At 54.1% G+C, this 24,474-nt stretch carries 22 protein-coding genes; 6 read left to right on the forward strand and 16 right to left on the reverse strand.

The features are described 5' to 3' along the window. Window positions 1–167: 167 nt before the first annotated feature. Window positions 168–593, forward strand: coding sequence for a VOC family protein (locus tag NSU18_RS32220; RefSeq protein WP_341151155.1), 426 nt, complete (start codon window positions 168–170; stop codon window positions 591–593). A 214-nt stretch (window positions 594–807) separates the two neighbouring features. Continuing rightward, window positions 808–1,212 carry a CBS domain-containing protein gene (locus tag NSU18_RS32225; protein WP_036700824.1) on the forward strand — a complete coding sequence of 135 codons (405 nt, stop codon included), beginning with the start codon at window positions 808–810 and terminating at the stop codon, window positions 1,210–1,212. 89 nt (window positions 1,213–1,301) lie between these two features. Here NSU18_RS32225 and map read toward each other — a convergent pair whose 3' ends face one another. The 9 genes from map to NSU18_RS32270 form a co-directional block, all read right to left on the reverse strand. Continuing rightward, the gene (map, locus tag NSU18_RS32230; RefSeq protein WP_341151156.1) at window positions 1,302–2,048 is read right to left on the reverse strand and encodes a type I methionyl aminopeptidase; all 747 of its coding nucleotides are present in this window, start codon (window positions 2,046–2,048) and stop codon (window positions 1,302–1,304) included. Between the two features lie 240 nt (window positions 2,049–2,288). Further along, window positions 2,289–4,004: an assimilatory sulfite reductase (NADPH) hemoprotein subunit gene (cysI, locus tag NSU18_RS32235; protein ID WP_341151157.1), complete on the reverse strand. Its 1,716-nt coding sequence runs from the start codon at window positions 4,002–4,004 to the stop codon at window positions 2,289–2,291. Window positions 4,005–4,037: 33 nt separating this feature from the next. After that, on the reverse strand, window positions 4,038–5,891 hold the full coding sequence (locus NSU18_RS32240; RefSeq protein WP_341151166.1) for an assimilatory sulfite reductase (NADPH) flavoprotein subunit: 1,854 nt from the start codon (window positions 5,889–5,891) through the stop codon (window positions 4,038–4,040). 251 nt (window positions 5,892–6,142) lie between these two features. Further along, window positions 6,143–6,607: a signal peptidase II gene (lspA, locus tag NSU18_RS32245; RefSeq protein WP_341151158.1), complete on the reverse strand. Its 465-nt coding sequence runs from the start codon at window positions 6,605–6,607 to the stop codon at window positions 6,143–6,145. 196 nt (window positions 6,608–6,803) lie between these two features. Next, window positions 6,804–7,778 (reverse strand): aldo/keto reductase, encoded by a 975-nt coding sequence (locus NSU18_RS32250; protein WP_341151159.1) that lies wholly within the window; start codon window positions 7,776–7,778, stop codon window positions 6,804–6,806. Window positions 7,779–7,876: 98 nt separating this feature from the next. Next, window positions 7,877–8,083, reverse strand: coding sequence for a hypothetical protein (locus NSU18_RS32255; RefSeq protein ID WP_341151160.1), 207 nt, complete (start codon window positions 8,081–8,083; stop codon window positions 7,877–7,879). Window positions 8,084–8,355: 272 nt separating this feature from the next. Continuing rightward, complete coding sequence (locus NSU18_RS32260; protein ID WP_341151161.1) at window positions 8,356–11,643, reverse strand: ATP-binding protein; 3,288 nt, start codon at window positions 11,641–11,643, stop codon at window positions 8,356–8,358. Then, the gene (locus NSU18_RS32265) at window positions 11,630–12,001 is read right to left on the reverse strand and encodes a response regulator (RefSeq protein WP_341023465.1); all 372 of its coding nucleotides are present in this window, start codon (window positions 11,999–12,001) and stop codon (window positions 11,630–11,632) included. The genes NSU18_RS32260 and NSU18_RS32265 overlap by 14 nt, the downstream gene beginning before the upstream one ends. A 49-nt stretch (window positions 12,002–12,050) precedes the next feature. Continuing rightward, window positions 12,051–13,685, reverse strand: a complete 1,635-nt coding sequence (locus NSU18_RS32270) for a GGDEF domain-containing response regulator (protein WP_341023458.1) — start codon at window positions 13,683–13,685, stop codon at window positions 12,051–12,053. A gap of 233 nt (window positions 13,686–13,918) precedes the next feature. Between NSU18_RS32270 and NSU18_RS32275 the strand changes: the two genes are divergently transcribed. Both NSU18_RS32275 and NSU18_RS32280 read left to right on the forward strand, forming a co-directional pair. Beyond that, window positions 13,919–14,188 (forward strand): ACT domain-containing protein, encoded by a 270-nt coding sequence (locus tag NSU18_RS32275; RefSeq protein WP_036700808.1) that lies wholly within the window; start codon window positions 13,919–13,921, stop codon window positions 14,186–14,188. A 25-nt stretch (window positions 14,189–14,213) separates the two neighbouring features. Next, entirely contained in the window at window positions 14,214–15,572 is a 1,359-nt protein-coding gene (locus NSU18_RS32280; protein WP_036700806.1) for a PFL family protein, read from the forward strand. A gap of 295 nt (window positions 15,573–15,867) precedes the next feature. On the opposite strand, the gene NSU18_RS32285 is transcribed toward NSU18_RS32280, so the two are convergent. The 3 genes from NSU18_RS32285 to NSU18_RS32295 form a co-directional block, all read right to left on the reverse strand. Beyond that, complete coding sequence (locus tag NSU18_RS32285; protein WP_341151167.1) at window positions 15,868–16,764, reverse strand: sigma-70 family RNA polymerase sigma factor; 897 nt, start codon at window positions 16,762–16,764, stop codon at window positions 15,868–15,870. 96 nt (window positions 16,765–16,860) lie between these two features. Beyond that, complete coding sequence (locus NSU18_RS32290; protein WP_341023456.1) at window positions 16,861–17,307, reverse strand: carboxymuconolactone decarboxylase family protein; 447 nt, start codon at window positions 17,305–17,307, stop codon at window positions 16,861–16,863. A gap of 204 nt (window positions 17,308–17,511) precedes the next feature. Next, on the reverse strand, window positions 17,512–18,966 hold the full coding sequence (locus tag NSU18_RS32295) for an MFS transporter (RefSeq protein WP_341151162.1): 1,455 nt from the start codon (window positions 18,964–18,966) through the stop codon (window positions 17,512–17,514). Between the two features lie 168 nt (window positions 18,967–19,134). Between NSU18_RS32295 and NSU18_RS32300 the strand changes: the two genes are divergently transcribed. Next, the gene (locus NSU18_RS32300) at window positions 19,135–19,629 is read left to right on the forward strand and encodes a MarR family winged helix-turn-helix transcriptional regulator (RefSeq protein ID WP_341023453.1); all 495 of its coding nucleotides are present in this window, start codon (window positions 19,135–19,137) and stop codon (window positions 19,627–19,629) included. Window positions 19,630–19,738: 109 nt separating this feature from the next. Here NSU18_RS32300 and NSU18_RS32305 read toward each other — a convergent pair whose 3' ends face one another. Continuing rightward, window positions 19,739–21,157 (reverse strand): response regulator transcription factor, encoded by a 1,419-nt coding sequence (locus tag NSU18_RS32305; protein ID WP_341151163.1) that lies wholly within the window; start codon window positions 21,155–21,157, stop codon window positions 19,739–19,741. A gap of 594 nt (window positions 21,158–21,751) precedes the next feature. On the opposite strand from NSU18_RS32305, the gene NSU18_RS32310 reads away from it, so the two are divergent. Next, a complete protein-coding gene (locus NSU18_RS32310; protein WP_341023448.1) occupies window positions 21,752–22,378 on the forward strand; it encodes a GyrI-like domain-containing protein in 627 nt (208 codons plus the stop codon). Window positions 22,379–22,380: 2 nt separating this feature from the next. Here the strand turns inward: NSU18_RS32310 and NSU18_RS32315 are convergent, their stop codons facing one another. The 3 genes from NSU18_RS32315 to NSU18_RS32325 are packed head-to-tail and all read right to left on the reverse strand — an operon-like array spanning window position 22,381 to window position 24,401. After that, the gene (locus tag NSU18_RS32315) at window positions 22,381–23,046 is read right to left on the reverse strand and encodes a hypothetical protein (protein ID WP_341023447.1); all 666 of its coding nucleotides are present in this window, start codon (window positions 23,044–23,046) and stop codon (window positions 22,381–22,383) included. Next, window positions 23,039–23,725, reverse strand: a complete 687-nt coding sequence (locus NSU18_RS32320; protein ID WP_341151164.1) for a hypothetical protein — start codon at window positions 23,723–23,725, stop codon at window positions 23,039–23,041. The genes NSU18_RS32315 and NSU18_RS32320 overlap by 8 nt, the downstream gene beginning before the upstream one ends. Window positions 23,726–23,762: 37 nt before the next feature. Next, window positions 23,763–24,401 (reverse strand): DUF4004 family protein, encoded by a 639-nt coding sequence (locus NSU18_RS32325; RefSeq protein ID WP_341151165.1) that lies wholly within the window; start codon window positions 24,399–24,401, stop codon window positions 23,763–23,765. Between the last annotated feature and the right edge of the window lie 73 nt (window positions 24,402–24,474).

Below are 24,474 nucleotides of genomic sequence, written 5' to 3' on the forward strand. Positions count from 1 at the left end.
AATAATAGCATAATTCAGGGAAATTTGCCCAATAATAGTTGCATGTAATCCGCGCAAGAGCTGGACCGGCATAGCCTACCCCGAATATTTGTGAAAAGACAGGCACATGATACAATGAGACCGTAACGGCGTACCTGCCTTAATTTCACACAAGAGGAGTGACAGATGTGGCAATCAATGTGTACCTGAATTTCAATGGCAATACCCGGGAGGCTGTAGAATATTACGCGGAAGTGTTCGGAACCGAACCTCCGCATATCATGACTTTCGGCGAGGCTCCGCCCGATCCGTCCCATCCTGTACCGGAAGCAGCCAAACACCTCGTCATGCACGCCAATCTGATGATTGCCGGCAGCCCGGTCATGTTCTCTGACGTATTCCCCGGCATGCCGTACACAGAAGGGAATAATATCAGCCTGACGGTGACGGATACTGATGAAGAGAAGATTCGGCTCTGGTTCGACAAGCTGAAGGAAGGCGGAACTGTGCACATGGAGCTGCAGGAGACCTTCTGGAGCAAGGCCTACGGGAACCTGAAGGACAAATTCGGCATCCACTGGCAGCTCAGTCATGACAACGGCCAGAACGGCTGACTGTATTAGGAAGTTTCCTTTTCACAAAAACGCTCAGGATATGGCGGCTCTTCCCCTGGAAGGACGGCATATCCTTTTTTGTATGGCCTCATAACTGCAGCCCAAACGTAACATTTCAAAGTTGTAACCTGATTTTTAATGCGCTTACATCCTGTTCTATGTTTTAATTGTAATAACGTTATGTATTTCATCCTACTGTAAAGGAGACTAACTTATGGAAATATCCTCATTTTTGCTGCCCAAGGATCAGGTGGCATTCATCACCTCCTCGATCTCTATGCGGGAAGCGCTGGATCAGCTGGAGAATCATTATTATTCGGCCATTCCGATTATTGACGATGCCGGTAAATATGTTGGGACCTTGTCGGAGGGCGATCTGCTATGGAAGCTGAAGAACACCGATGGTCTGAGCTTCGCGAATATGAACGAGGTGACCGTTGGCTCCATTCAGCGTCATGTGCATAACGAGAGCGTAGAGATCCACGCGCAGATGGAGGATATGCTGACCCTGGCAGCGGACCAGAACTTCGTCCCGGTAGTGGACGACAGCGGAATCTTCCTCGGCATCATCCGCCGCAAGGATATCATCGAGTATTACACACGGAATATTACAGATTAGCTCAGCTGCAGATACAGCAAAGGCAGGACTGTCCTCCATGGACGGCCCTGCCTTTGCTGTATGATTCGGGTCTTTAACCCCTTAGTGCTCTATAGCTCTGTCAAAATAATCGTGCCCTGCGGGGTGACCGCAAGCGTGTGCTCATACTGGGCCGACAGACCTCCGTCAATAGTGCGCGCGGTCCACCCGTCTGCATCCACCTTGGTCCGGTAGCTGCCGGTATTCAGCATAGGCTCAATGGTGAACACCATGCCTTCCTTGATCCGCGGGTCTTTGCCGGCCGGGCCGTAATGAGGCACTTCAGGTGCTTCGTGCATCTCAGAGCCAATCCCGTGACCGATGAAATCCCGGACGACGGAATAGCCGTTAGATTCGGCATATACCTGAATAGCATGCGCTACGTCGCCTATGCGGTTGCCGGCTACGGCCTGCTCGATACCTTTGAACAGAGATTCCTTAGTCGTTGCCAGCAGCTTCTCCGCCTGCTCACTAATTGTACCCACTCCGTAGGACCAGGCCGAATCCGCCAGCCAGCCGTTCAGGTTGACTACCATATCAATCGTTACAATATCTCCATCCTTCAGCTCCTCATGCTTAGGGAAGCCATGACAGATGACATCATTTACAGATGCGCAGGTGGCATATGGATAACCGTGATAGCCCTTCTGTTCCGGGGTTGCGCCATGCGAGAGCATGAACTTCTCGGCAAACTGGTCGATCTCCCAGGTGGTTATTCCCGGCTTAATCAACTTGGCAATCTCCCGGTGGCATTCCGCCAGAATTATGCCGGCTGCCCGCATCTTCTCGATTTCTTCCATCGTCTTCATAATGATCATTCAATTCGCCTCTTCTGTACAGAATCCATTACTCACTATATATAATGGCTCTTGGTTATAATGGTGTATTGCTACTCTATATTATGTAAGAAAACTTCCGAAAATCCAAATAAACAAACAAAATAAACCTGTCTTCCGCAAAAACACCAGAAAACAGGCTCATAACTAACCTTCTTATGATGGCTATTCCGTACAAGTTACTGGTAGATATTGCATATGCAAGCCGCCGGACGTCCGCTGTTAGTCGTGGAAATTGAGCCCCGAAGTAACCGCCTTGACATATCCGCTGCGGATCACATAATCGCCGAAGTGCTCACCGGCATTGCGCTCTCTTGCGTAGCTGTGAATAATCGGCTCCAGGGTGTCCAGAATCTCCCGCTCGTCAATGTTCTCCTTGTACAGCTTGTTCAGCCGGTCTCCGGTAAACCCTGCACCCAGGTACATATTATATCTGCCCGGACCTTTTCCGATAAAAGCAATCTCGCCCAGCGCCGGTCTGGCACAGCCGTTAGGGCAGCCGGTCATACGGATGATAATCTCTTCATTACGCAGCCCGGCTTCATCGATAATAACCTCCAGCTTATCCAGCAGGTGCGGCAGATAACGCTCCGCCTCAGCCATAGCCAGTCCGCAGGTCGGCAAGGCTACACAAGACAACGCACTTCTGCGCAGTGCAGAATGATGGGCACCATCCGTCAGACCGTATTGCTTGGCAAGCTCAGTGATCTTGCGCTTCTTCGCCTGGGTCACTCCGCCGATAATCAGATTCTGGTTCGGAGTCAGCCGGAAGTCTCCGCTGTGAATCTTGGCAATCTCGCGCAGGCCGGTCATCAGCGGGTAGCCCTCCTGATCCTGAATCCGTCCGCTCTGGATATAGAGCGTCAGGTTCCATTTGCCGTCCATCCCCTTCACCCAGCCATAGCGGTCGCCATTATGATCGAAATGATAGTCGCGCGCGGGCTCCAGCGTCCAGCCCAGCCGTTCGTGAAGCTCTCCCTTGAACCAGTCCAGTCCATGCCGGTCGATCGTATACTTGAAGCGGGCATTCTTGCGCACCGAACGGTTGCCGTAATCACGCTGGATCGTAACAGTCTTCTCCGCCAGATCAATCATCTGCTCCGGACGGCAGAAGCCGATGATTCGGCCCAATTGGGGATACGTATTCGTATCACCGTGTGTCATTCCCATGCCGCCGCCGACGGAGACGTTGAAGCCAGCCAGCTTGCCGTCCTCCAGAATGGCGATGAAGCCCAGATCCTGGGAGAAGACATCTACATCATTGGACGGAGGCACCGCCAGCCCAATCTTGAATTTGCGGGGCAGATAGACTGGGCCGTAGATCGGCTCAACCACCTTGCTGTCTACGACCTTTTCGCCATCCAGCCAGATCTCATGATACGCGCGGGTACGCGGGGCAAGATGATCGCTGATTTTGTTGGCCCACTCTTGAACCTCGGCATGTACCTCCGACTGATACGGGTTCGGACCGCTCATCACATTACGATTAACGTCTCCGCAGGCTGCAAGCGTGGTCATCAGGGTGTCGTTGATCGTTCTGATCGTCTTCTTAAGGTTCCATTTCAATACCCCATGCATCTGAAAAGCCTGCCGCGTCGTCAGGCGCAGTGTCCCGTTGCCGTATTTATGGGCCAGCTCATCCATGACAAGCCACTGTGCAGCAGACGCCACACCGCCGGGCGCTACTACCCGCAGCATGAACTGGAACGCCGGCTCGAGCTTGGAGCGTTCCCGCTCACTGCGCAGATCCCGGTCATCCTGCATGTAGCTGCCGTGGAATTTCAGCAGCCGGTTGTCATCCTCCGGCAGACCTCCTGTAATCGGATTGCTAAGGGTCTCGACAAGCGCCCCGCGCAGATAATTGCTCTCCAGCTTAATATGTTCAACATCACTCGGCGGTCCGCCAATCGGCTTCACCGCTGGTTCATTGTCTGCCATTGCTGATTCTCCCCTCTTTCGCTTAAATCCCGCTTAATAGACATCCCGCTGGTAACGCTGCTCCTGCTGCAGGGTCTCCAGATAGGCGGCAGCCGCTTCCGGGCTTAGTCCGCCTTCCTCCTGGATCACTGTAAGCAGTGCGGAATGCACATCATGGGCCATATGCTTCTCATCGCCGCACACGTAGACATGCGCCCCTTCCTGCAGCCAGCGGTACAGCTCCTTGCTCTGCTCCAGGATACGGTGCTGTACATACACCTTCTCCTCAGTGTCGCGTGAGAAGGCCACATCCAGCCTGCTGAGGACACCGTCCTTCAGCATCCGCTGCCAATCCGTCTGGTAGAGGAAGTCTGTAACGAAATGACGGTCTCCATAGAACAGCCAGCTTGGACCCTCAGCGCCCTGCTCCTCACGCTCCTCCAGGAAGGAACGGAACGGGGCAACGCCTGTGCCCGGACCGATCATAATTACCGGTACACTCGAATCAGCGGGCAGCTTGAAGTTCGGATTGTTCTGGATATATACCGGCAAGGTGGCACCCGGCTGTACACGCTCAGCACAGTGTACCGAGCAGACGCCGTATCGTTCACGGCCATGTGACTCATAACGCACAGCCCGCACCGTGAAGTGTACTTCATCCGGGTTGGCATTGTAGCTGCTGGCAATGGAATACAAGCGGGCCGGAAGCTTGCGCAGGATAGTCACGAAGGTGTTGGCCGGAGCATTCCAAGGTCCATAGTCTTGAATAAGATCCAGAAGATCCCGGCCCTGGATATACTCTTTGAGCTCCTGCTGCCGCTCAGGGGCCAGCAATTCCTTAAGGGCAGGTGCAGAGGTAAGCCCGGCAGCCTGCTCCAGGAGCGGCTTCGTCAGCACCGTAATTTCGTAATGCCGCAGCAGCGCCTCCTGCAGCGTGCCTTCTTCCCCTTTCTTGTTCAGCGGAACACGTTCATCCGCATTCCAGTCCATAGCGGCAATGATATCTGCTACCAGCTGCGGGTGATTCTCGGGATAGACGCCAAGAGAATCCCCAGGCTCGAAGGTAATATTCGATCCGGCAAGCGACAGCTCCAGATGGCGGGTCTCGCGGTCTGAGCCGCGGCCGTTCAGATTAAGATTCTCCAGTACTTCAGCATGGAAAGGATGATTTCGGGAATATTCGGATTCCAGCGACTCTGCGCTCTCCGCAGCCTGAACCGCTGCATCCGCAATTCCTGCAGTATTCTGCGGGCCGTTAAGCGCGCTGATGACCTGGCCGAACCACTCGGCCACAGGCTCATCGTAATCGAGGTCGCAATCTACACGCGGGCTTAACCGCTGTGCGCCCAGCTCCTCCAGCTTCTGATCGAAGTCTTTCCCGGTCTGGCAGAAGAATTCATAGGAGGTATCGCCAAGCGCGAGTACCGAGAAGCGTAAGCCTGGGAGCTGCGGCGCTCTTTTGCTGTAGAGGAATTCATGGAAGGCACGGGCATTATCCGGCGGTTCCCCCTCGCCATGGGTGCTGACCAGCAGCAGCAGGTTCTCTGTCTTCTTCAATCCATTCGGCTTGAAGCTGTTCATTGCCGACACCGTGACCTTGAAGCCTTGCTCCTCCAGCTTGCGGGAGAGGCTCACCGCGAGCCGCTGGCAGTTGCCGGTCTGGGAGCCGAACAATACGGTCACTTCACGCGAGCTTTGCGCCGCAGCGGCTGTTGGCGACTCTACTGCTGCTGATGGAGCAGCGGGAGATACGGCCTGGACGCTTGATCCCTGATTGTCCTGCAGCGACACGGCAGATAAATACCCGCTCAACCATACCTGCTGTGAAGGTGTCAGCGTGGGCAGCAGCTGGTTCAGCAGCTCTGCCTGGTTCTCATTAAAAGGACTGTTCGTAACTTGTAGTTGCAACAATATCGACCTCTCCTTAGCGTGCAATCTTCTTTCCTCTTAATATCATGAACTCAGGCTAACACAATACCGGCAAACGATCAACGAATCTTATAACAGCCATCATGTTCTTAAAAAGGTAAATACTTGCACAAAATGCATAAAACCCGGCTAAATCATAGTAAAACGCTCTGATTTAGCCGGGTTCATTAGTTATTATGATAAGTTGCATTAGATAAAATGATAGACCGGAATGCTTATGAGGCTGGAAATTATAACGGTCTGCGGGCTGCAGGATGCCTGAAACGGTCCACAAGCAGGTACACCAGGATCAGCAGGCCTCCGGCATTGATCGCCAGATCAGCCAGATTCATAATCCCGCCCCGGTCCCCGAAGACCAGGAAATCTGTTACCTGATGATAGAGTACGCGGTCGATGGCATTGCCGATAGCCCCGCCTACCAGGAAGCCGCTGGCTGCTTCGAGCAAGGGGCCGCGGATTTTGCCCTGACGCCGGTAATAGAAGATGGCTGCTACAAAAATCACGGCAACAATCGCAAAATACTTCCCGTATCCCTGGAATGAGCTGAAGGCCGCGCCGCTGTTCTCATAGTATTCAAACCGCAAATGCGATGTCCAGGAGGGAAGAATCTCCCCAAGCTCCATATGGGTGCGCACTATCCATTTCGTGGCCTGATCAAGCATTAGGACGAGGACAGCTATCAGATAAAAAAGCATCGGCAGTTCCCCTATCTTCTCTAGTTGTTCAACTGACAGAATCAGTCTACCACATTCATCTGGATACTTACAAAAATATAGCCGGACAATCCCTTCAGGGACAGTCCGGCTGTTATTAGGCAGATCAAGGGTAGGATATCCCTTAGATATACGATGAACACATGTGGGCTTAGTTTAACAGGCGGTAGGCCTTAGCTTACCAGGCGTAGGCTTCCGGTGCCGGCTTGCCCGGTCCGGGGAAGATCTCGTCCAGCTTCTTCAGCACGGCCTCATCCAGCGTAATCTCAGTCACACGCAGCGAGTCCTCGAACTGCTCCATCGTACGCGGCCCGATAATGGGTGCGGTCACAGCCGGATTCGCCAGTACCCAGGCCAGAGCAACCTGATCCTCATGCTCGCCCAGCTCCTTGCAGAGTGCAGAGAACTGCTCCAGCTGACTGCGGTGCTGCTCCAGCTTGGCTGAACGGGCGCTTCGCACCCCGGTCTTGGCGAGTGCATTACGTCCCAGCAGGCCCCCGGCCAGCGGACTCCACGGAATGACTCCCAGGCCAAGCTCCTGTGAGGCTGGCAGCACTTCAAGCTCCGGCGTCCGTTCCAGCAGGTTGTAGAGATGCTGCTCAGAGACAAGGCCGAGGAAATGGCGCTCCTTCGCCTTAGCCTGGGCAGCAGCAATATGCCAGCCTGCGAAATTGCTGGACCCGATATAGTCTGCTTTCCCTTGGGACACGAGGATCTCGAATGCTCCCCACAGCTCGTCCCACGATACGTTCCGGTCGATATGATGCATCTGATATAATTCAATATGATCGGTCTGCAGGCGCCGCAGTGAGCCTTCAAAATGCCGTCTGATCTTGTAAGCGGACAAGCCTGAACCGGAATTGGGACCGTCCTGCTCGTCGAACATGTCATTGTAGACCTTGGTGGCCAGCACTACCTTCTCGCGCCGTCCGCCACCCTGCTGAAACCAGCGTCCGATAATTTCCTCCGTCCAGCCCCGCCGGTCCTGACCGCCGTACACATTCGCTGTATCGAAGAAATTAATTCCCGCATCGAGGGCCGCATCCATAATTCGGAAGGCTTCCTTCTCCTCTGTCTCCGGCCCGAAATTCATCGTCCCCAGACACAACTGGCTCACCTTCAACCCCGATTTACCCAAATAACTGTACTTCACCGCAATTCCTCCCTTTCACTCCTGCTAGATTGGCTGCTTCATATTCACTATAACCCTTAGAGCCTACTCTAAAGCAAGTATTGCTGGGATACTTAAGATTAGAGTTCAAAGCTTAGTCTTCGCTGCGGTGAACATTTGGCCCTCCAGCCGCTGCCCAGTTTGGAGCATAATGTATGCTGTTTTCCACATACATTTGGACCACGCGCCCCCACCGAGCGCATTGTAATCGGTTTTTCGATTACATTCGGCCTACGCGCCTCCACCCGGCCCAGTGTAATCGGTTTTCCGATTACATTTCCGTCCACGCCCCCCCACCCGGCACATTGTGTTCGGTTTTTAGTATACATTCGGCCCGCACACCCTAACCCAGCAAATTGTGTTCGGTTTTTCGCATACATTTGGCCCCGTCTCCTCGTTCTCTCCCCATCATCCCATTCCCTCACCCGAGAGAACCCCCCAGCATACAAAAAAACAAGCCTCCCGAAAGAGACTTGTTCCGCACTAACTATAATCCATCATATTATTGCATTAGCCATATAATCACGAAGCACTACTCAGCAACCACTCGATACCCACTCTAACTCTCATCAAGCGCCGAACCATGCCCGGCCTCACCGTTATCCGGGAACAGCACCTCGCCAGTCTTCAGCTGAATGTCCACAATCTCCTGAAGCGTACCCGACAGCTCGCCTGGCGGATAAGGCTTGGTCAGATATTTCTGCACGTTATCCATCATGCTCTTATCGTCCTTATCCAGCGCCGAGGAGATGACGATCGGCACCTTCTCGGTCCGGGGATCGTCCTTGAGCATGCGGATCAGATCCCAGCCGTCCAGCTCATCGCCCAGCATCAGATCCACAATGATCGCTACGAAGGGCGTTTTGACGGCCTGGTCAAAAGCTTTTTGCGGATGATAGTGATGGGTGACCCGGAAGCCCTTGCCCTTCAGCTCCTCCGAGAGCAGCAGCGACAGGCTGTAATCATCCTCCACAATCATCACATTCGGCTTCTGCTCCTTGCCCGCGTTCCATCTGTGGGAGGACTCCTCCTCCGGTTGGCCGGTCTCGGCCTGAATCACCGGAAGACGGAACCATACTGTCGAGCCCACGCCTTCAACCGATTCAATCCCGATTGTTCCCTTCTGCTTCTCAATGATCTCCTTGCAGATCGCCAGCCCCAGTCCCGTACCGCCAATCCGCTTGGATGCACTGTTGTCCACTCTGCGGAATTTCTGGAACAGCTGCCCGATCTGATTCTTCGGAATCCCGAGTCCATGGTCCTGAATCCTCACCATAATGCTGCCCGGTTCGTTATGAAGCATGACCTTCACTTCACTTGCACCCGGCGAGAACTTGATCGCATTGCTCAGCAGGTTGGTCAGCACCTGGATAATTTTATCCTTGTCTACCTCAACCTCGGGATTCAGCGCCTCGTCCTCCAGCAGAATATGATGGGTACCGCTCAGCTTGTACTGATCTATGACACTCAGAACTGTCTCACTAAGATTGACCTTCTCCACATTGTACAGCTGTGTGCCTGACTCCATCCGCTGCAGGTCCAGGAAGTCGTTAATCAGCTCCGTCAGACGCTTGGCTTCCTTATGAATCGTCTCCAGATATTTCAGCTGCTTCTCCGGCTTCATCGTTTTGGACAGCAGCAGCTCTGTGAAGCCCAGTACACTCGACAGCGGCGTCCGCAGCTCATGGCTGACGGTGCTGACCAGCTCCGACTTCATCAGATCCAGCTCATACTCGCGTGTAATATCCCGGTGAACGAACAGCGTTCCCACCCGGACCTCCCGGCGGAAGACCGGTATGGCATAGGCATCCACATGCTTCATGTCTTCCTTGCCGATAGAATACTTCATCGTACTGGAATCCACAGTATGCTCAGACATCGCCTTTTGGTAAAAGCGTTCCAGCTCTTCCGATTCATTCACCCGGGAGGTGAAATGCTCCATCCAGCCCTCCTTGGGAATCAGCATGCCTTCCGTCCAGTCCTCATAGCTGAACAATTGGCTCAGCGCCTTGTTGATGTGCTGAATGACACCGTCCGTGCTGACAAACTGGATGCCCTCATTGACGTTGTTGACAATATCCTGATTCAGCTTGCGGCCATTCTCAATCTCCTCGTACATGAACAGGCGTTCGATAGCCAGGGCGACCCGGTTCATTATCCCCTGAATCTCACTGGTCTCTTCCTCTGTGAACGGATGCCCGATGCGGGTTCCGCAGAAGACCGCCAGAATCTCATCCTCCGCATTTACCACGGTTGTATAGTAGTCGTAACAATACACCTCGTTGGCGGAAATCCCCTGCTCTCTGACCGAGCCCACCCGCTTCACCACATACGACTTTTCCACACTAAGGCGGTACAGAATCTCCTTGCTGCCCTCACCGATGTACCGCTCCACATTCTCCGGCGGAACCCCCTTGACCACCGCTATCTTGTCCTTGACCAGCAGGAAAAGACTGGAGTCGAACGAGAACAGGCGGTTCATGAACTTGTTGAACTTGTCGGCGAATTCATGCTTGTCGAGCGTATAGGTAATTTCATGATTCAGCTGATTGTTAAGCTCCAGCATCATAGACGTCTGCTCCGTGCTTTTCAGCGTCTCCGCCAGCTCCTGCTGCACATTCTTCATCGAGGTAATGTTATTGGCAATCAGGATATACTGGTAAATCTGGCCTTCATCGTTTAAGTAAGGCATGATTGTCAGCTGCAGCCAGAGCGGCGAGCCTTCCTTCGCCGCAAGTTTTGTCTCTCCGCTCCACACTCCGCCGGTCGACAGCTTGCGGATCATCTGATCCACCTGGGTATCCGAAATATTATGCAGCTCAAACAACCGGTAGGTGTATCCGATAATCTCTGAGTTCTTGTACCCTGTGTAGACGCTCAGATTATCGTTCGCGTAAGTGAACACGCCTTTGTTCGACAGAATGCCGACGGCAGAGGTCTGATTCAGTGCCTTCATCATACTCTCGATTTCACTGAGTGACCGCTCCAGCCTGTACTGCTGGTCCTGCAGCTCGTCCTGCTGGGCGTGCAGCTCTTCATTCTGCATCATCAGCTCTTCCTCTTTGTCCTGGATGCTATGGGCCATATTCAGGAAGGCGTCATAGAGCCGCCCGATTTCATCCTGCTTATGCAGCTTACCAAGCAGAACCGCATCACCGGCCGCCAGCGAATTCGTTGCTTCCTCCAGCTTCACAATCGGATCGATGATAATTTTGAGCATCTGCCAGATCAGCAGGGTGAAGAACAGCAGCAGCAAGGTACTAAGCAGAAAAGCCACGAACGTGAATGCATCCGCCTGCCTGATAGAACGGGAGTTCAGCTCATTCAGCAGCGCATCCGAATTGGCTTTGAATTGCTTGGTATAGCCCAGGTATTCGTTCACAGCCTTGGTGCTGCCGCTCTGGGACAAGTTCCGGATTCCCTCGTAATCATTATTTTTCACCAGACGCATCACTTCGGGCAAGGTCTGGCTTTTGTACTGTTCATAGAACACCTTAAGGTCATCTCTGTACCGGACTTCTTCAGGCGACAGCTTCAGGGAGGAATACTGCTCCAGAATGCCGTCAAGCCCCTTAACCGCAGCGTTCAGCAGCGCAAGCTCATTCTCGCTCTGGGTAGCCACATAACCTCTTGCCCGGAAAAAGACTTCGTTCAGCGTCCCTGCCAGCTCGTTGATTGTGGCCGTCTTATATTGCAGCACTTCACGTTTGTGATCCAGCTGTTCCTGCTGGACATTGATATAGAAGACAAGCCCGATTCCTCCGGCCATAATGGCAACGAACAGGAGCAGAAGAATCCGGTAATATTTCGTTTTGATGCTCGTGGCTTTAAGCTTAAGGTTTCTCACTCAGAATGTCCTCCACGAGCTGCAGCAGCTCCATCGGGCTGAAGGGCTTGGGCATAAAATATCGGGCTCCCGCCTCTCTTGCCCGGTTACGGTCCATCTCCTGTGCCTTGGCGGTCAGCATCATAATCGGCGTCCGGCTCTTCAGCTCCCCGTCCAGCTCGCTCAGCACTTCAATGCCGGTCATTACGGGCATCATGTAATCCAGAATGACCAGATCGTAAGGTTCTGACGCCAGCCTGGCGAGCGCCTCGCCCCCATTCTCGGCGGTATGAACCTCCACATTCTCCAGATCCTCCAGCGTATCCTCAATCAGCATGCGCAGAACCTCTTCATCATCTACAATCAGTACCTTTTGCACCATAGCTCACTCTCACCTTTCAGTCATCCCTGCTTGGGATGCATTGCATTTAGAACAGAAACCGGTGGGACAGACGCTCAATCCGGGTCAGCAGCTCCGGCAGATGGAACGGCTTAATGACATAATCGTCCGCGCCCATCTGCAGCGCATGAATAATATCCCGCTGGTCGTTGCGCCCGGTCAGCATAATCACAAGAATATTCAGCTCAGGATAGCTGCTGCGGATCTTCTCCAGTACCTCCAGCCCGTCAAGCCCCGGCATGACGCCGTCCAGCAAAATAACATACTTCTCTTCAGGAGCATACCAGTCCGATTCCAATAGAAGCGCGCCGTCCGCATAGCTCGCAACCTTCACTCTGGCGTTGGTCCCAGGCTGCCAGGCTGCGAAATGGGTCGTCACGATTCTGCGGATGAGCGGATCATCGTCCACAATAATAACATTCAGCAGCGTCTCACGCTGGCTCAGCAGCAGATCCTGGCTGTACAGGGTGCTCTGGTTCCTGCCGTTATGTTTGCTGGCATAGAGCGCCAGATCGGCTTCCTCAACCAATATATCGGCATCCTGCACCTCTTCAGTGATCTCGGTCACTCCGCAGGAGAACGTTACATGGAAGCTCTCACGTTTGGCCTGGAAATCGCGGGCCGCAAAGGATTCCTGAATCCGCTCCATCACAAGCAGCGCCTGCTCCGCAGGGGTATTGGGCATGAACAAGGCAAACTCCTCGCCGCCATAGCGGCAGAAGGTATCCTCCGTGCGGATGGACTGCTTCACCAGCTCCGAGAAGCTCTGCAGCACCTCATCCCCCATCAGATGCCCGTAAGTATCATTAACCTGCTTGAACAGGTCCAGATCCAGCAGAGCGAGGGAGAAGGTCCGGCCTGTCCGTCTGAAATCGGAGATCAGCTGCTTCATCGTCTGGTTGAAGTACTTGCGGTTGAACGCTCCGGTCAGCTCGTCAACAATGATGGATTCCTGCCACTCCTTTTTCAGCTCAAAGCGGTTCTTGATCAAGACCAGGAACAAATCGATGTCCACCGGCTTTTGTATGTAATCCATGACACCCAGCGAATAGGCATACTTCTGAACCTCAATAGAATGCTCGCCGCTGATAATAATGATCGGAATCCGCTCTTTCTTGGCTTTGCCGATAATCTGCTTCAGTACATCAATCCCGCTGCGGTCCGGCAGCAGAATATCGAGTAGAATCAAATCCGGCTTCGTCTCATAAAAAAGCTTCAGTCCGCGTCCGGCCGACAGCGCAATGCTGACATAATAGGATTGACGCTCCAGGGATTCCCGTAAAAAAGCGACCAGCTCCACATCATCGTCCACGATCAGAATCTCGTACTGCTGATGGACATTCCCGTGGGACAATGCTATTCCGGGAGTCAGCGGCGGCACCGCGCCCACAGGCTCCGGCTCCGCAAACAGCTCCAGCAGCGGATAGATATAATCGCCCCACTCCGCTTCCTTCCAGCTTCTATGGTTGTCATCCGAGAAATAGAGCAGCGCATTGCCGGAGAATGCCTCTACAGCATCCAGCCCCACAGTGCCCGAGGTGCCCTTCAAATTATGCAGGAAACGGTAGATATCCTTCTCCTCGACTGCTGACTGTTCCGACCACTTCTGCAGCGTTTCTCTGGTGCGCTCTTCAACCAGCTCTTTATATTTTCTCGTTGTCATAATAGCTCCTTCAGTCCAGCTTATCCTACAAAACTTCAATAAATCATATTTTACATCAAGTGTCAATATTATTATACCCTCAGGAAAATGCAAGCTCAAATCTCTGATCAGCTGGACACAAAAGCTTTGGTTGATAACCGATCCTTGATTTGACATAATAATTAAAATCGTTCATTCCGTTAATGCGGCAATGAGCGAAGATTATAGATCATGGATAACGGGAGGCTTTTCAATTGAAGGGGATTATTACGGTACTCGGGAAAGACAAGGTAGGCATTATCGCCAAAGTATGTACATACCTCGCAGAGCACAATCTGAACATTCTGGATATCTCCCAGACGATTGTGCAGGATTATTTCAACATGATGATGATCGTGGACATCTCTGCCCCCAGCAAGTCCTTCGAGGAGATTGTGGAGGAGCTTCAGCAGGTAGGGGAAGACATCGGTGTGGAAATCAAGCTGCAGCATGAGGATATCTTCAATATTATGCACCGGATCTAACCGGCAAGGAGAGGAGTGAGCGCTAGTGATCTCGATTGTAGAAGTTCAGGAGACGAATAAAATGATCCGGGAAATGAACCTGGATGTCCGCACCATTACGATGGGCATCAGCCTGATGGATTGCGCCCATACCGACATGAAGGTGTTCAACCAGAAGGTATATGACAAAATCACCCGCTCTGCCGAGAAGCTCGTGAAGACCGGTGAGGATCTCGAGCGCCAATTCGGGGTGCCGATTGTCAACAAACGGATCTCAGTAACGCCGATTTCGATTGCTGCGGGCGCTGTACATACCGATACCTACGTGCCTGTCGCCCAGATTCTGGACAAGGCTGCCAAGGAGGTTGGCGTCAACTTCATCGGCGGGTATTCCGCGCTGGTACAGAAGGGCTGTACCAAGGGCGACCGGATTCTGATTGACAGTATCCCGGAAGCGCTGGCGGTGACCGAGAGAGTCTGCTCCTCCGTCAACGTGGGCTCCTCGCGCAGCGGCATCAACATGGACGCCGTGAAGCTGATGGGCGATATCATTCTCCAGACGGCGGAGCGCACCAAGGACCGCGATTCCATCGGCTGTGCCAAGCTGGTTGTATTCTGCAACGCAGTCGAGGATAACCCGTTCATGGCCGGTGCCTTCCACGGGGTGGGCGAACGGGAGTGTGTGATTAATGTGGGCGTAAGCGGCCCGGGTGTGATCAAGCGGGCGCTGGAGGAGGTGAAGGGACAGGACTTCGAGACACTGTGCGAGACGATCAAGCGTACAGCCTTCAAGGTTACCCGGGTCGGCCAGCTGGTCGCCCAGGAAGCCTCCAAGCGCCTGAATGTGCCCTTCGGCATCATCGATCTGTCGTTGGCCCCTACACCTGAGATCGGCGATTCTATCGCAGAGATTTTCCAGGTCATGGGCTTGGAGGAAGCCGGTGCTCCCGGCACCACTGCTGCACTGGCCATCCTTAACGATAATGTCAAAAAAGGCGGAGTCATGGCCTCCTCCTATGTCGGCGGCTTAAGCGGCGCCTTCATCCCGGTCAGTGAAGACCACGGCATGATCCAGGCGGTCCAGCGCGGGGCGCTGACGCTGGAGAAGCTCGAAGCCATGACTTGCGTCTGCTCGGTAGGCCTTGACATGATTGCCATTCCCGGCAGCACCAGCAAGGAGACCCTCGCTGGCATCATTGCCGATGAAGCTGCCATCGGGATGGTCAACAACAAGACTACGGCGGTCCGCGTCATTCCGGTCATCGGCAAGGACGTCGGTGAGATGGTCGAATTCGGCGGCTTGCTCGGATACGCCCCAGTCATGGCTGTGAACCCCTTCAGTTGTGCGGGCTTCGTCAACCGCGGCGGACGGATTCCCGCACCAATTCACAGCTTCAAGAACTAAGTGAGCGTGCAGGCTTAATTGCATTCTGTACATCTAAACCTGCTGATTTTCGACCCATTCTGAGTTTAGTTGTATATTGTACATCTATAAGGCCGTTTTTTCTTGCTACTCACACTTTTAGGCGGATTTAGTTGTACAGACTACCTTTAAACGTGGCATGTGTGAATTTTCGCTGCTTTTAAGTGTACGTTCTACAACTATCACTGAAATTCACTGGGAGTTCTTCACATCAACCAATAAAGACACGTTGCCTTCCCGCATAGGGAGAGTAATGTGTCTTTATTATTGCCGGATATCAGAGCTGCGGCAGCTCCGGCGGTACGGTAATATGGGACAGCTTCGCAGGGTCCATCAGAAGATACAGGTTCTGAATCCGTTCCCCGCTGGAATCCGTACTCAGGCAGAGCACGCACTTCACAACTCCCTGATCGGTGAAGATCAGACCCGGCTCACCGTTCAGCGGCCCATAGGAAGTCTTCCACTCCCGCAAATAGTGCATAACCCGCTTCGAGGTCAGCAGTGCAGTAACTCCCTTACGGCCGGTCATCGGCCGGAGAATTGTATGCACTTCGCGGCCCCCGCCGTCGGCAACCAGCACCGGATGCTCGCCCAGCAGCTCCAGCATGCCGTCCACATCATAGGAGGTGAACGCGGCAGTGAAGCGGACCAGCAGTTTCTCCGTGACTGCTCTATATCGGAGCGAGGGTAAGCCGGAAGCCGGCTCTGCCATCAGGATACGCTTGGCCCGGCTGAAGATCTGCCGGCAGTTGCTGCCCGACTTGCCTACCATTCCGGCAATGGCTTCATAGTCGTATTCGAAGGCTTCCCGCAGTACGAATACCGCACGCTCCGTAGGAGACAGCCGCTCCAGCAGCACCAGAAAAGCATACGACAGATTATCCTTACGTTCTGCCGCCGCTTCCGGCCCATCGTATCCCTCGCTTACCGGCTCCGGCAGCCACTCCCCGATATAAGTCTCTCTGCGGCTGCGTGCCGAGTTCAGCATATTGAGGCAGCGGTTGGTCATACCTTTGGCCAAATAGGCTTTGATATTCTGAATGCCGCTCCGGTCCCGGTGCTGCAGCTCGGCGAATAAATCCTGCACCGCATCCTCCGCATCGGCAACCACGCCTAACATCCGGTACGCGATGGAGAAGGCATAACTTTTATAATGCTGATACAGCTCCTCCATACCCGGATTCTCAGCCGCAGGTGTCTCAGCCTGTGCCGTTATTTTACCCCTGTCCACTTCACGCAGCTCTCCTTCCTTATATTCCTGCCCTTATCCTTAGCCGAAGCAGCCCGGGAACATCCCGGTCGTAATAGCAATCCGGTTCCAGCTGTTGATCGTATTGACCGCCATAATCCAGTCTACCAGTTCCTCTTCGCTAAAGTGCGTAAGCATCTTATTATACAGCTCCAGCGGAACGCCCGCTTCACTGATCAGCGTCACCTGCTCGGCGAATTCCAGCAGCACACGTTCCTTCGCACTGAACAACGGCGCTTCGCGCCACACACTCAGCAGCAGAATATGCTCGGCATAGTTGCCCAGCTTCATCAGATCCTTGCCATGCATATCCAGACAGAACGCACAGCCGTTGATCTGGGAGACCCGTATTTTAACCAGTTCATACAGCACTTTATCCTTGCTGCGGCTTCCTGCATGCTGCTCCAGAGCCATCATTGCCCGGAACGCCGGGCTGTTAACCTCACGATAGTTCATTCTTAGACTCAAATTGGGTCGCCTCCATTATGGTTGTATTGCTCTTCATAACTGTAGACAAGATAGGGACAGCTGTTGTGACACAACATCCCCACAAAGTGAAGCTTTAACTCGATGATGAATCAGGTACTTTGCGGGGACCCCAAAACATTGAAATTCTTTTTGACAAAAAAGAGCAGGACAGCAAAATTCCGCAGCCCTGCTCTTGAATACACTCTATGCGCTCAGGCTCTTAGCCCTTCTTGAAGAGAATAGCCGCCAGCCGGTCAGAAGCGCCGACAACAGGCAGATCCCGGACGAAGTCAGGAAGACTACATGCATTCCCAAGAGGAACAGCTCCGGACGGCCTTCTACCAGCCCGGTTACCCGGTAACCGGCCTTGCTGCTCATTACATTGAACAGGATCGAGGTCGCTACGGTAATGCCGACGACCATTCCCACATTACGGACCAGCGAATTCACGCTTCCTGCCGAGCCTAGCTGTGTTCGCGGCACCGTGGACATAATCAGCGAATTGTTCGGTGAGCCGAACATCCCGCTGCCGATACCGAGCATGGCGATCCAGACGCCGACCAGTATAACCGGACTGCCTTCATGCAGCCGGGCCAGCCCGAACTGGGCAACCACCATCACGATCAGCCCTGCGAAGGTGAGCAGCTCCGAACCGATTTTGTCGGATAACGCCCCGCTTAATGGAGCAACTATCACCATGCAGATCGGGTAAAGCATAAGCAGGAAGCCTGCACCATACGGAGACATGTTCAGCATATTCTGCGCATAGAATGGTGCGATGATATTGAAGCAGAAGTTCGAGACGAACACCAGAAAGGCACAGAATATACTCAGTGAGAACAAGGGATTCTTGAACAGGCCCAGTTGAAGCAACGGCTGAGCACTGCGCAGCTCCACGATCAGGAAGACGATGAAGGTAATAACTGCAGCGGTGAGGGCGGCAAGAATCCGGGTATCCCCGTAGCCAAGCTGCTGGCCGAGCAGAAGTCCGGCGAACAGAGAAACAATGAAGACAGCAAACAGCAGGCTGCCGGGAACATCAATCCCTGACTTGACGCGTACCAGGTCCTTCGGGAGCACCTTCCAGCCCAGCGCAATCGCCAGAATGCCAATCGGCACATTCACCCAGAAAATATACTCCCAGCCCATCGACGATACGATAATTCCGCCCAAACTGGGCCCCGCTATACTGCCGAGGGATACGAAGGTTCCGATCAAGCCAAGAGCCTTGCCGCGTTCCGTTGACGGGAAAATATCGGTAACAATGCCCTGGCTGTTCGCCATGGTCATCGAAGCGCCAACCGCCTGCACTACACGCGAAGCGATGAGCAGCGGCAGGCTGTGGCTTAATCCGCAGAGCAGCGAGCCGATGGTGAAGACAACCATGCCCAGCTTGAACATCTTGATTTTGCCGGCGATATCACCCAGCTTCCCGAAGAACAGAATCACTGAACAGATCGCCATCAGATATCCGGTTGTCACCCACTCTACCTGGGCTACCGGCAGCCCCAGCTCCTTCACCAACACCGGCAGCGCAATATTCACAATACTTCCATCCAGTGTAGACATAAAAGTAAACAAATTAAGAACGATCAGAATCAGCCAGCGCTTCTTCTGTATCCCGGCATCCTCCTGATAGGTTGCCTCTATGCTGCTCATCCGCTAACACCCTCTTGTATCCAAAGTAATCTAGTTGCACACGCAACAAACTAATCCTTCACAGTGTACTGCAAATTAGTTGCGTGCGCAACAAAATTACGGTAAGATCTGAGGCAGACAGCATTCCCGTGACAGGTTGCTGTTATAATCCTCAGCGAGGTGTCCATTGTGACTTCAAATAAAGAACCCATCGGGAAGCTGATCTCTCATCTTCACCGCCAGAACCAAAAAATACTGGCCAAGGAGCTGCTTCCCTACGGCATCGGCAGCGGCGGCCAGCATAGCTTCTTAAAGCTGGTGCTGAGTCATCCGGGGATCACCCAGGATCAGATGACCAGCCGGATTAAATGCGATAAAGCGACAACCACCCGCTCCGTCAAGCTGCTCGAGGCCTCGGGATACATCGAACGCCGGACGGACCCGAATGACCGCCGCTCCTTCCTGCTGTATCCAACTCCCCAGGCGCTCGAATTCGCCCCGGTCTTCCAGACGCTGCTGGACGATTTCAACCGCGAGCTGTCCATGGATCTCACCGAGAGTGAGCTCGATACGCTGACAAATCTGCTCCACAAGGTCACCCGCAACTCAGACCGGCTGAACGGGCAGGGGTTGAGCGTATTGAATGGAAATGCCCAAGGGCCCCGTATGACGGGTGACGGGTAGCAGATCGTAAGGGGTAGACGTACTCTAATTTCTTCATTCTGAACGATTATTGGAAAACAGTTGATCCGACAAATCAGCAGCATATCGGGCAGCACAGGCAGCATGGCTCTCATTCTGCGGCTATACGCTCCGCCAGCCCTTCTGCGCGGTATTCGCTCGGCAGCTTGCCGACATGCTCCCGGAACAGCTTGCTGAAATAACGGTCATCGCCGAAGCCGGACCGGCAGGCAATTTCACACACGGGGACAGGGGTCTCCAGCAGCAGTGCCTTCGCCAGCTCCAGGCGCATGCGCCGCAGGCACTCCCCGAAGGTCTCACCGGCAAAGCGGGCGAAGCACCGGCTGAAATAGCCGCGGCTCATATGGACAGCAGCGGCAACATCGCCCTGGTTGATTTTATCGCCGGCATGGCTCCTCATATAACGCACAGCGGTGATCAGGCAGAGCATCACCTCTTGGCTCAGGCCCAGCTCAATCATCCGGCGCTGGACATGCCCGGTGAACTGATGCAGCCAGACTTGCCAGTGCCGCCAGTGCCGGTTGCACTCTGCCGCCAGCGCGAGCTGCTGCGCTTCCTCCGCCGTAAGCAGCAGCCGGCTCCAGCTCCGCAGCAGCTCCTGGCCAAAGTCCGCCACTGCCGCAGGGTCCGGCTGCTGCATCCCAACCCCGCTGAGTAACAGGTCCCAATCTCTGCGCTCCAGCGTCCAGCGGAGATTCTGCGCCTGTATCAGCGCGGAAGGGACGCCCGTCTCCGGCTGTTGCCGCGCGGCCAGCGCCTGCAGGTCACCATAGTGCAGCCTCGGGACCGCCTGGCCGCCCGCAGCATAGAACAGCGCCTGCCGGGCCGACTGTTCCAGCACCGCAGCGATTCTCTTCAGCGGCTGACCGCTCACCCCCTCCAGCAGCGCTGCTGTCCAGCTTGTCCCAAGCACCGCTCCCACCTCTCCACCGATCCGCGCTGCATCCACAGGATACAGCAGCGGAGACAGCCACATCCCCTGCACAGCATGTAGTGTGGAATTTCTCACCTGAGACAGCGCATACAGCTGCTCTTCCTTCAGTTCCGGCGTAAGCGGCACATAGAGCAGCGCCTTGTCCTCCGCAATAACCTTCTGCTCTGCCTTTGCAGGGGTGCTTTTGTTCCCGTCCTCCCACCTGATCCGCTCCACCAGTCTGCGGATGATCACATCGGCATTCTCGGGCTCCAGCAGCGTTTTTACAATGTAATCCACCGCTCCCAGCCGCAGCGCCTCCTGCACCTCATCGAATTCATGATGGCAGGTCAGCACTACGCAGCGTACTGCGGGATACCGCAGCCTCACCTCCCGGATCAGCTCGAATCCGGTCATCCCCGGCATCGAGAGATCCACGAACAGCAGATCCGTCTCCTGCTCGCGCAGCAGCTCCAGCGCCGCCTGCCCGTCTCTGGCCTCTCCGGTAATCACCACCCCGAAGGCCGGCCAATCCAGCAGTGAGATGAAACCCCTGCGCACCAGACGCTCATCGTCTACGACAACAGCCTTAATCATCGAAATCCTCCTTGCTTTTGATAGGAATAATGATGGATACCGGGTTCCTTCTCTTTCTCACTGCTCTTCGTGGAAGCGTTTCAATATATAGATACAATACCATATTTTGTTTATTCTGAAAATAAAAAGGCGTAACAACAAGATTGCCCCCTCCTTGCGGCCTTCGGCACCTTTCCCCAACAATCTTGCGCGCAATCCAGTGTCCGTCGAGGCCTAAGTTCGCAGTTCGTTGGAAGTCATCTGCGCTGAAGCCAGTGTTTGCACCAGTACATTGCGATTGTGTTCACTTTTTCGCATACATTCAGCCGCTTACCCTAGCAGCTGCAAATTGTCTTCGCTTTTCCGTAGACATTCGGCCCATGCTCCCGCAAGCCAGTACATCATCTTCTGCACAACATAAAAAGAGCTGCTCACAGGCATATCCGCCGTATAAACAACTCCACTTCTGGTATTTGATACTAGGGTAAGCCTCTGCCCGCCTTCTCTCCCTCTAAAAAGCCCCCCGATTTTCGTCTTCCGCCAACCTGACATACACCTGTCCGGTTCACATGATATGCTGAATGCAGCACAATCCTATGAACAGAGGTGACCCCTATGAAATTCGAATGGAGAAAACAAGACAAAGCCCTATATCTGCCCCCTGCCGAACCGGGGCTGATTCAGGTACCCGCCTTCTCTTACTTCACCCTGCAGGGTGAAGGCAATCCGAACGGCAGCGCATTCGCAGAAGCGGTCGCTGTGCTGTATTCCTTATCCTACGCAGTTAAGATGCTGCCGAGAAAAGGCCCCGCACCCGAAGGCTACTACGATTACACCGTCTTCCCGCTGGAAGGGGTATGGGATCTCAGCGAAGCCGGGCGCCGTTTATCCGTTCTTGATAAGAACGAACTGGTATACACCTTAATGATCCGGCAGCCGGATTTCCTGACCCCTCTGCTTGCCGCAGAAGTGCTGGAGCAGGTCAAGCGCAGCAAGCCGCACCCGCTGCTGGACAAGGCCGTCTTCGCCCGCTGCGAAGACGGCCTCAGTGTACAAATGACGCATATCGGCCCCTATGATGATGAACCCCACAGCTTCGCCAGAATGGAGCAATTCTGCACCGCTCAGGGTCTGCTGCGGGAGTCTCTCCTGCACCGCGAGATCTACATCTCGGATGCCCGGCGTGCCCGCCCGGAGAAGCTGCGAACCGTGCTCCGGTTCGCAGCCGCCCGGCAGGATTAACGCTACATTTTCACCGTGTGCCGTACGATTGAGCTCTTATGAACCTCCAGCAGCTCCCGGTACTCCACCATCTCAATCTCACAGCCGGGCCCGATTACAACACTTCCGCCCCGCACGGTCTGCGCCTGCGTATGCTGAAGCTCAATCTGGTCCCCTTCGATCAGCCGGGCCGCGAAGCTCATCTTCGTTCCCGGTCTGAGCAACGCAGCGGAACGGCTGCGCTTGATTGAGATCCTGCCGCCGCCGACCGTATCGGCTCTACAGGGGCCGAATAAGGACAGGTCAAGCTTCTCCGCATTCAACAGTCCGCTGACCTCCAGGATTCCGGTAAGCTGCACCTGCTCTGCTTCACAATCGCCCGTAACTATAATCCCGCCGGTCAGCCTGATATCCTCAATCCGCAGCCCGCCGCCTGCTGTAAGCTCTCCTTGCCCGCGCAGGCTGGCTGCGTCTACCCGTCCCTTAACCTCACACTCCCCGGTGATTTTGATATCCTGCGCCCGAAGATTCCCCTTAACCGCAACCTCCCCGGTCTGCGCCAGCTTATGGCAATCCACATCCCCGCCAAAGGTACATTCTCCCGTCACCTTCACATCCTTAAAAACTCCGCCGATAGAGCTCGATGTCCCAAGTATCTTCAGATCATGACGTTCTACCGCTTCATTCACCGAGCTTCTCCTCCTTTCCCACCTGGGCACCGGGATGTACTGTCAGTCCCGTTCTATACTCCACCCGGCTAATCGAGCAGCCCTGCCCGATAATGACCGTACCGCCCCTCACTACATCTGCACTCGTGTATTCCAAATCCAGCATATCGCCCTCGATGAGTTTGGCCCGCAGCCCGATTTTGAGCTTGGGAATCATTCCGCCGAGCAGTCTGCCCCAGGCTGTGTTGCCTTTTTTGCGGATCACCAGGCTCTCCACTCCAATCTCTCCTGCCTCCGACTGACCGTGTAGTCCGAACTCGATCCGGCCCGCACTGAGCAGGCCCCCCACCGTGAATACACCTTCCCCGGTCAGCTCCTCCAGCTCACAATCGCCCTTCAGCTTCAGCATCCCGTCCATTACACAGCGCTCTCCCCGCAGACTGCCTTCACCGTTCACTACTCCATTCAGCTTCATTTCACCAACCTGCAGATTGCCCTTCAGATTGAGGGTTCCATTCATCTCCAGCTCATCGGCCGCGAGGTCGCCCTTCTGCTTCATCACTCCGTCACAGCTATAGGTATGAGCTTGGAGCGCTCCGTTAATTTTACTGACGCCGTTAATATTAACCTTGTGATATCTGCCTCCGGCAGCCGTGTTGACCCCATCCATCACCAGATCCGGCAGTTCATTCTTCTCCATGGTCCAGCCTCCTGTGGTTTCCTGTTTCTTGCTCTTGTCAGTTGCCTTCACTTAAGCGCCCATTCAATTGTTCCGCCAGATCCGCAGAGCGAAGCCTGCTCACCAGCCGTGCCCCCTCATCGAAGGCCAGCGCCGCGCCAGGCAGTGTCATAATGAAGAAGCTAACCCCCATCTTCCGCACAAAAAACAGCTCCCAGCCCTTCTCCCTGTACCCCGGCGCATGACTCTCCAGCGTCTGATAGAGCCGTTCTGCTTCCTCCCAGCTGAGCTCCCCCTTGCCGAGTAGCCCATCTGCCGCAAAAACATTCAGAATCTGCTCGAAGGTTAGCGGTAAATCCTCAGCCTCCGGTCTACCGAACCGCTCCAGACTGCTTACCGAAACAATGTTACGTTCTTTTAACTGAGATAAGGTTAACCTTATTCTGTACGGGGATACCGGCTCTGACAGCTTATCTGCCAATTCATCCAGGGAGAGATCATCCTTCTTCTGTAAAATATGCTGCACCCGCCCCAAAATACGCGCCCGCGGAAAAAAGGTCTCTTGTCCCGTAAAGGTAGATTTGCGGATGAACCATTCCTCAGGAATCAGCTGCTTCCGCTTCCAGCGGTACAATTGCCCGTAAGAGATTCCTGTCTCATCGAGCAGTTCCTTTTTGGAGATTAAATCCTCTTCCATATCACCACTCCTTGCGCTCATCGTAACATAACACTGTTACGTTGTAAACTAACAAGCTGCCTGAAACTCTCCC

This window comes from Paenibacillus sp. FSL H8-0048, assembly GCF_038002825.1.
In the GTDB taxonomy this organism is placed as follows: Bacteria; Bacillota; Bacilli; order Paenibacillales; family Paenibacillaceae; genus Paenibacillus_AQ.

Excerpts from the sequence above, each read along its gene's own strand:
- NSU18_RS32270 (WP_341023458.1), bottom strand. The coding sequence starts at position 13,685 with ATGACAACGAGAAAATATAAAGAGCTGGTTGAAGAGCGCACCAGAGAA.
- NSU18_RS32295 (WP_341151162.1), bottom strand. The coding sequence starts at position 18,966 with ATGAGCAGCATAGAGGCAACCTATCAGGAGGATGCCGGGATACAGAAG.
- NSU18_RS32320 (WP_341151164.1), bottom strand. The coding sequence starts at position 23,725 with ATGGAGAAGAATGAACTGCCGGATCTGGTGATGGATGGGGTCAACACG.
- NSU18_RS32285 (WP_341151167.1), bottom strand. The coding sequence starts at position 16,764 with ATGGAGGAGCTGTATCAGCATTATAAAAGTTATGCCTTCTCCATCGCG.
- NSU18_RS32310 (WP_341023448.1), top strand. The coding sequence starts at position 21,752 with ATGAAATTCGAATGGAGAAAACAAGACAAAGCCCTATATCTGCCCCCT.
- NSU18_RS32325 (WP_341151165.1), bottom strand. The coding sequence starts at position 24,401 with ATGGAAGAGGATTTAATCTCCAAAAAGGAACTGCTCGATGAGACAGGA.
- NSU18_RS32305 (WP_341151163.1), bottom strand. The coding sequence starts at position 21,157 with ATGATTAAGGCTGTTGTCGTAGACGATGAGCGTCTGGTGCGCAGGGGT.
- cysI (WP_341151157.1), bottom strand. The coding sequence starts at position 4,004 with ATGGCAGACAATGAACCAGCGGTGAAGCCGATTGGCGGACCGCCGAGT.
- NSU18_RS32225 (WP_036700824.1), top strand. The coding sequence starts at position 808 with ATGGAAATATCCTCATTTTTGCTGCCCAAGGATCAGGTGGCATTCATC.
- lspA (WP_341151158.1), bottom strand. The coding sequence starts at position 6,607 with ATGCTTTTTTATCTGATAGCTGTCCTCGTCCTAATGCTTGATCAGGCC.
- map (WP_341151156.1), bottom strand. The coding sequence starts at position 2,048 with ATGATCATTATGAAGACGATGGAAGAAATCGAGAAGATGCGGGCAGCC.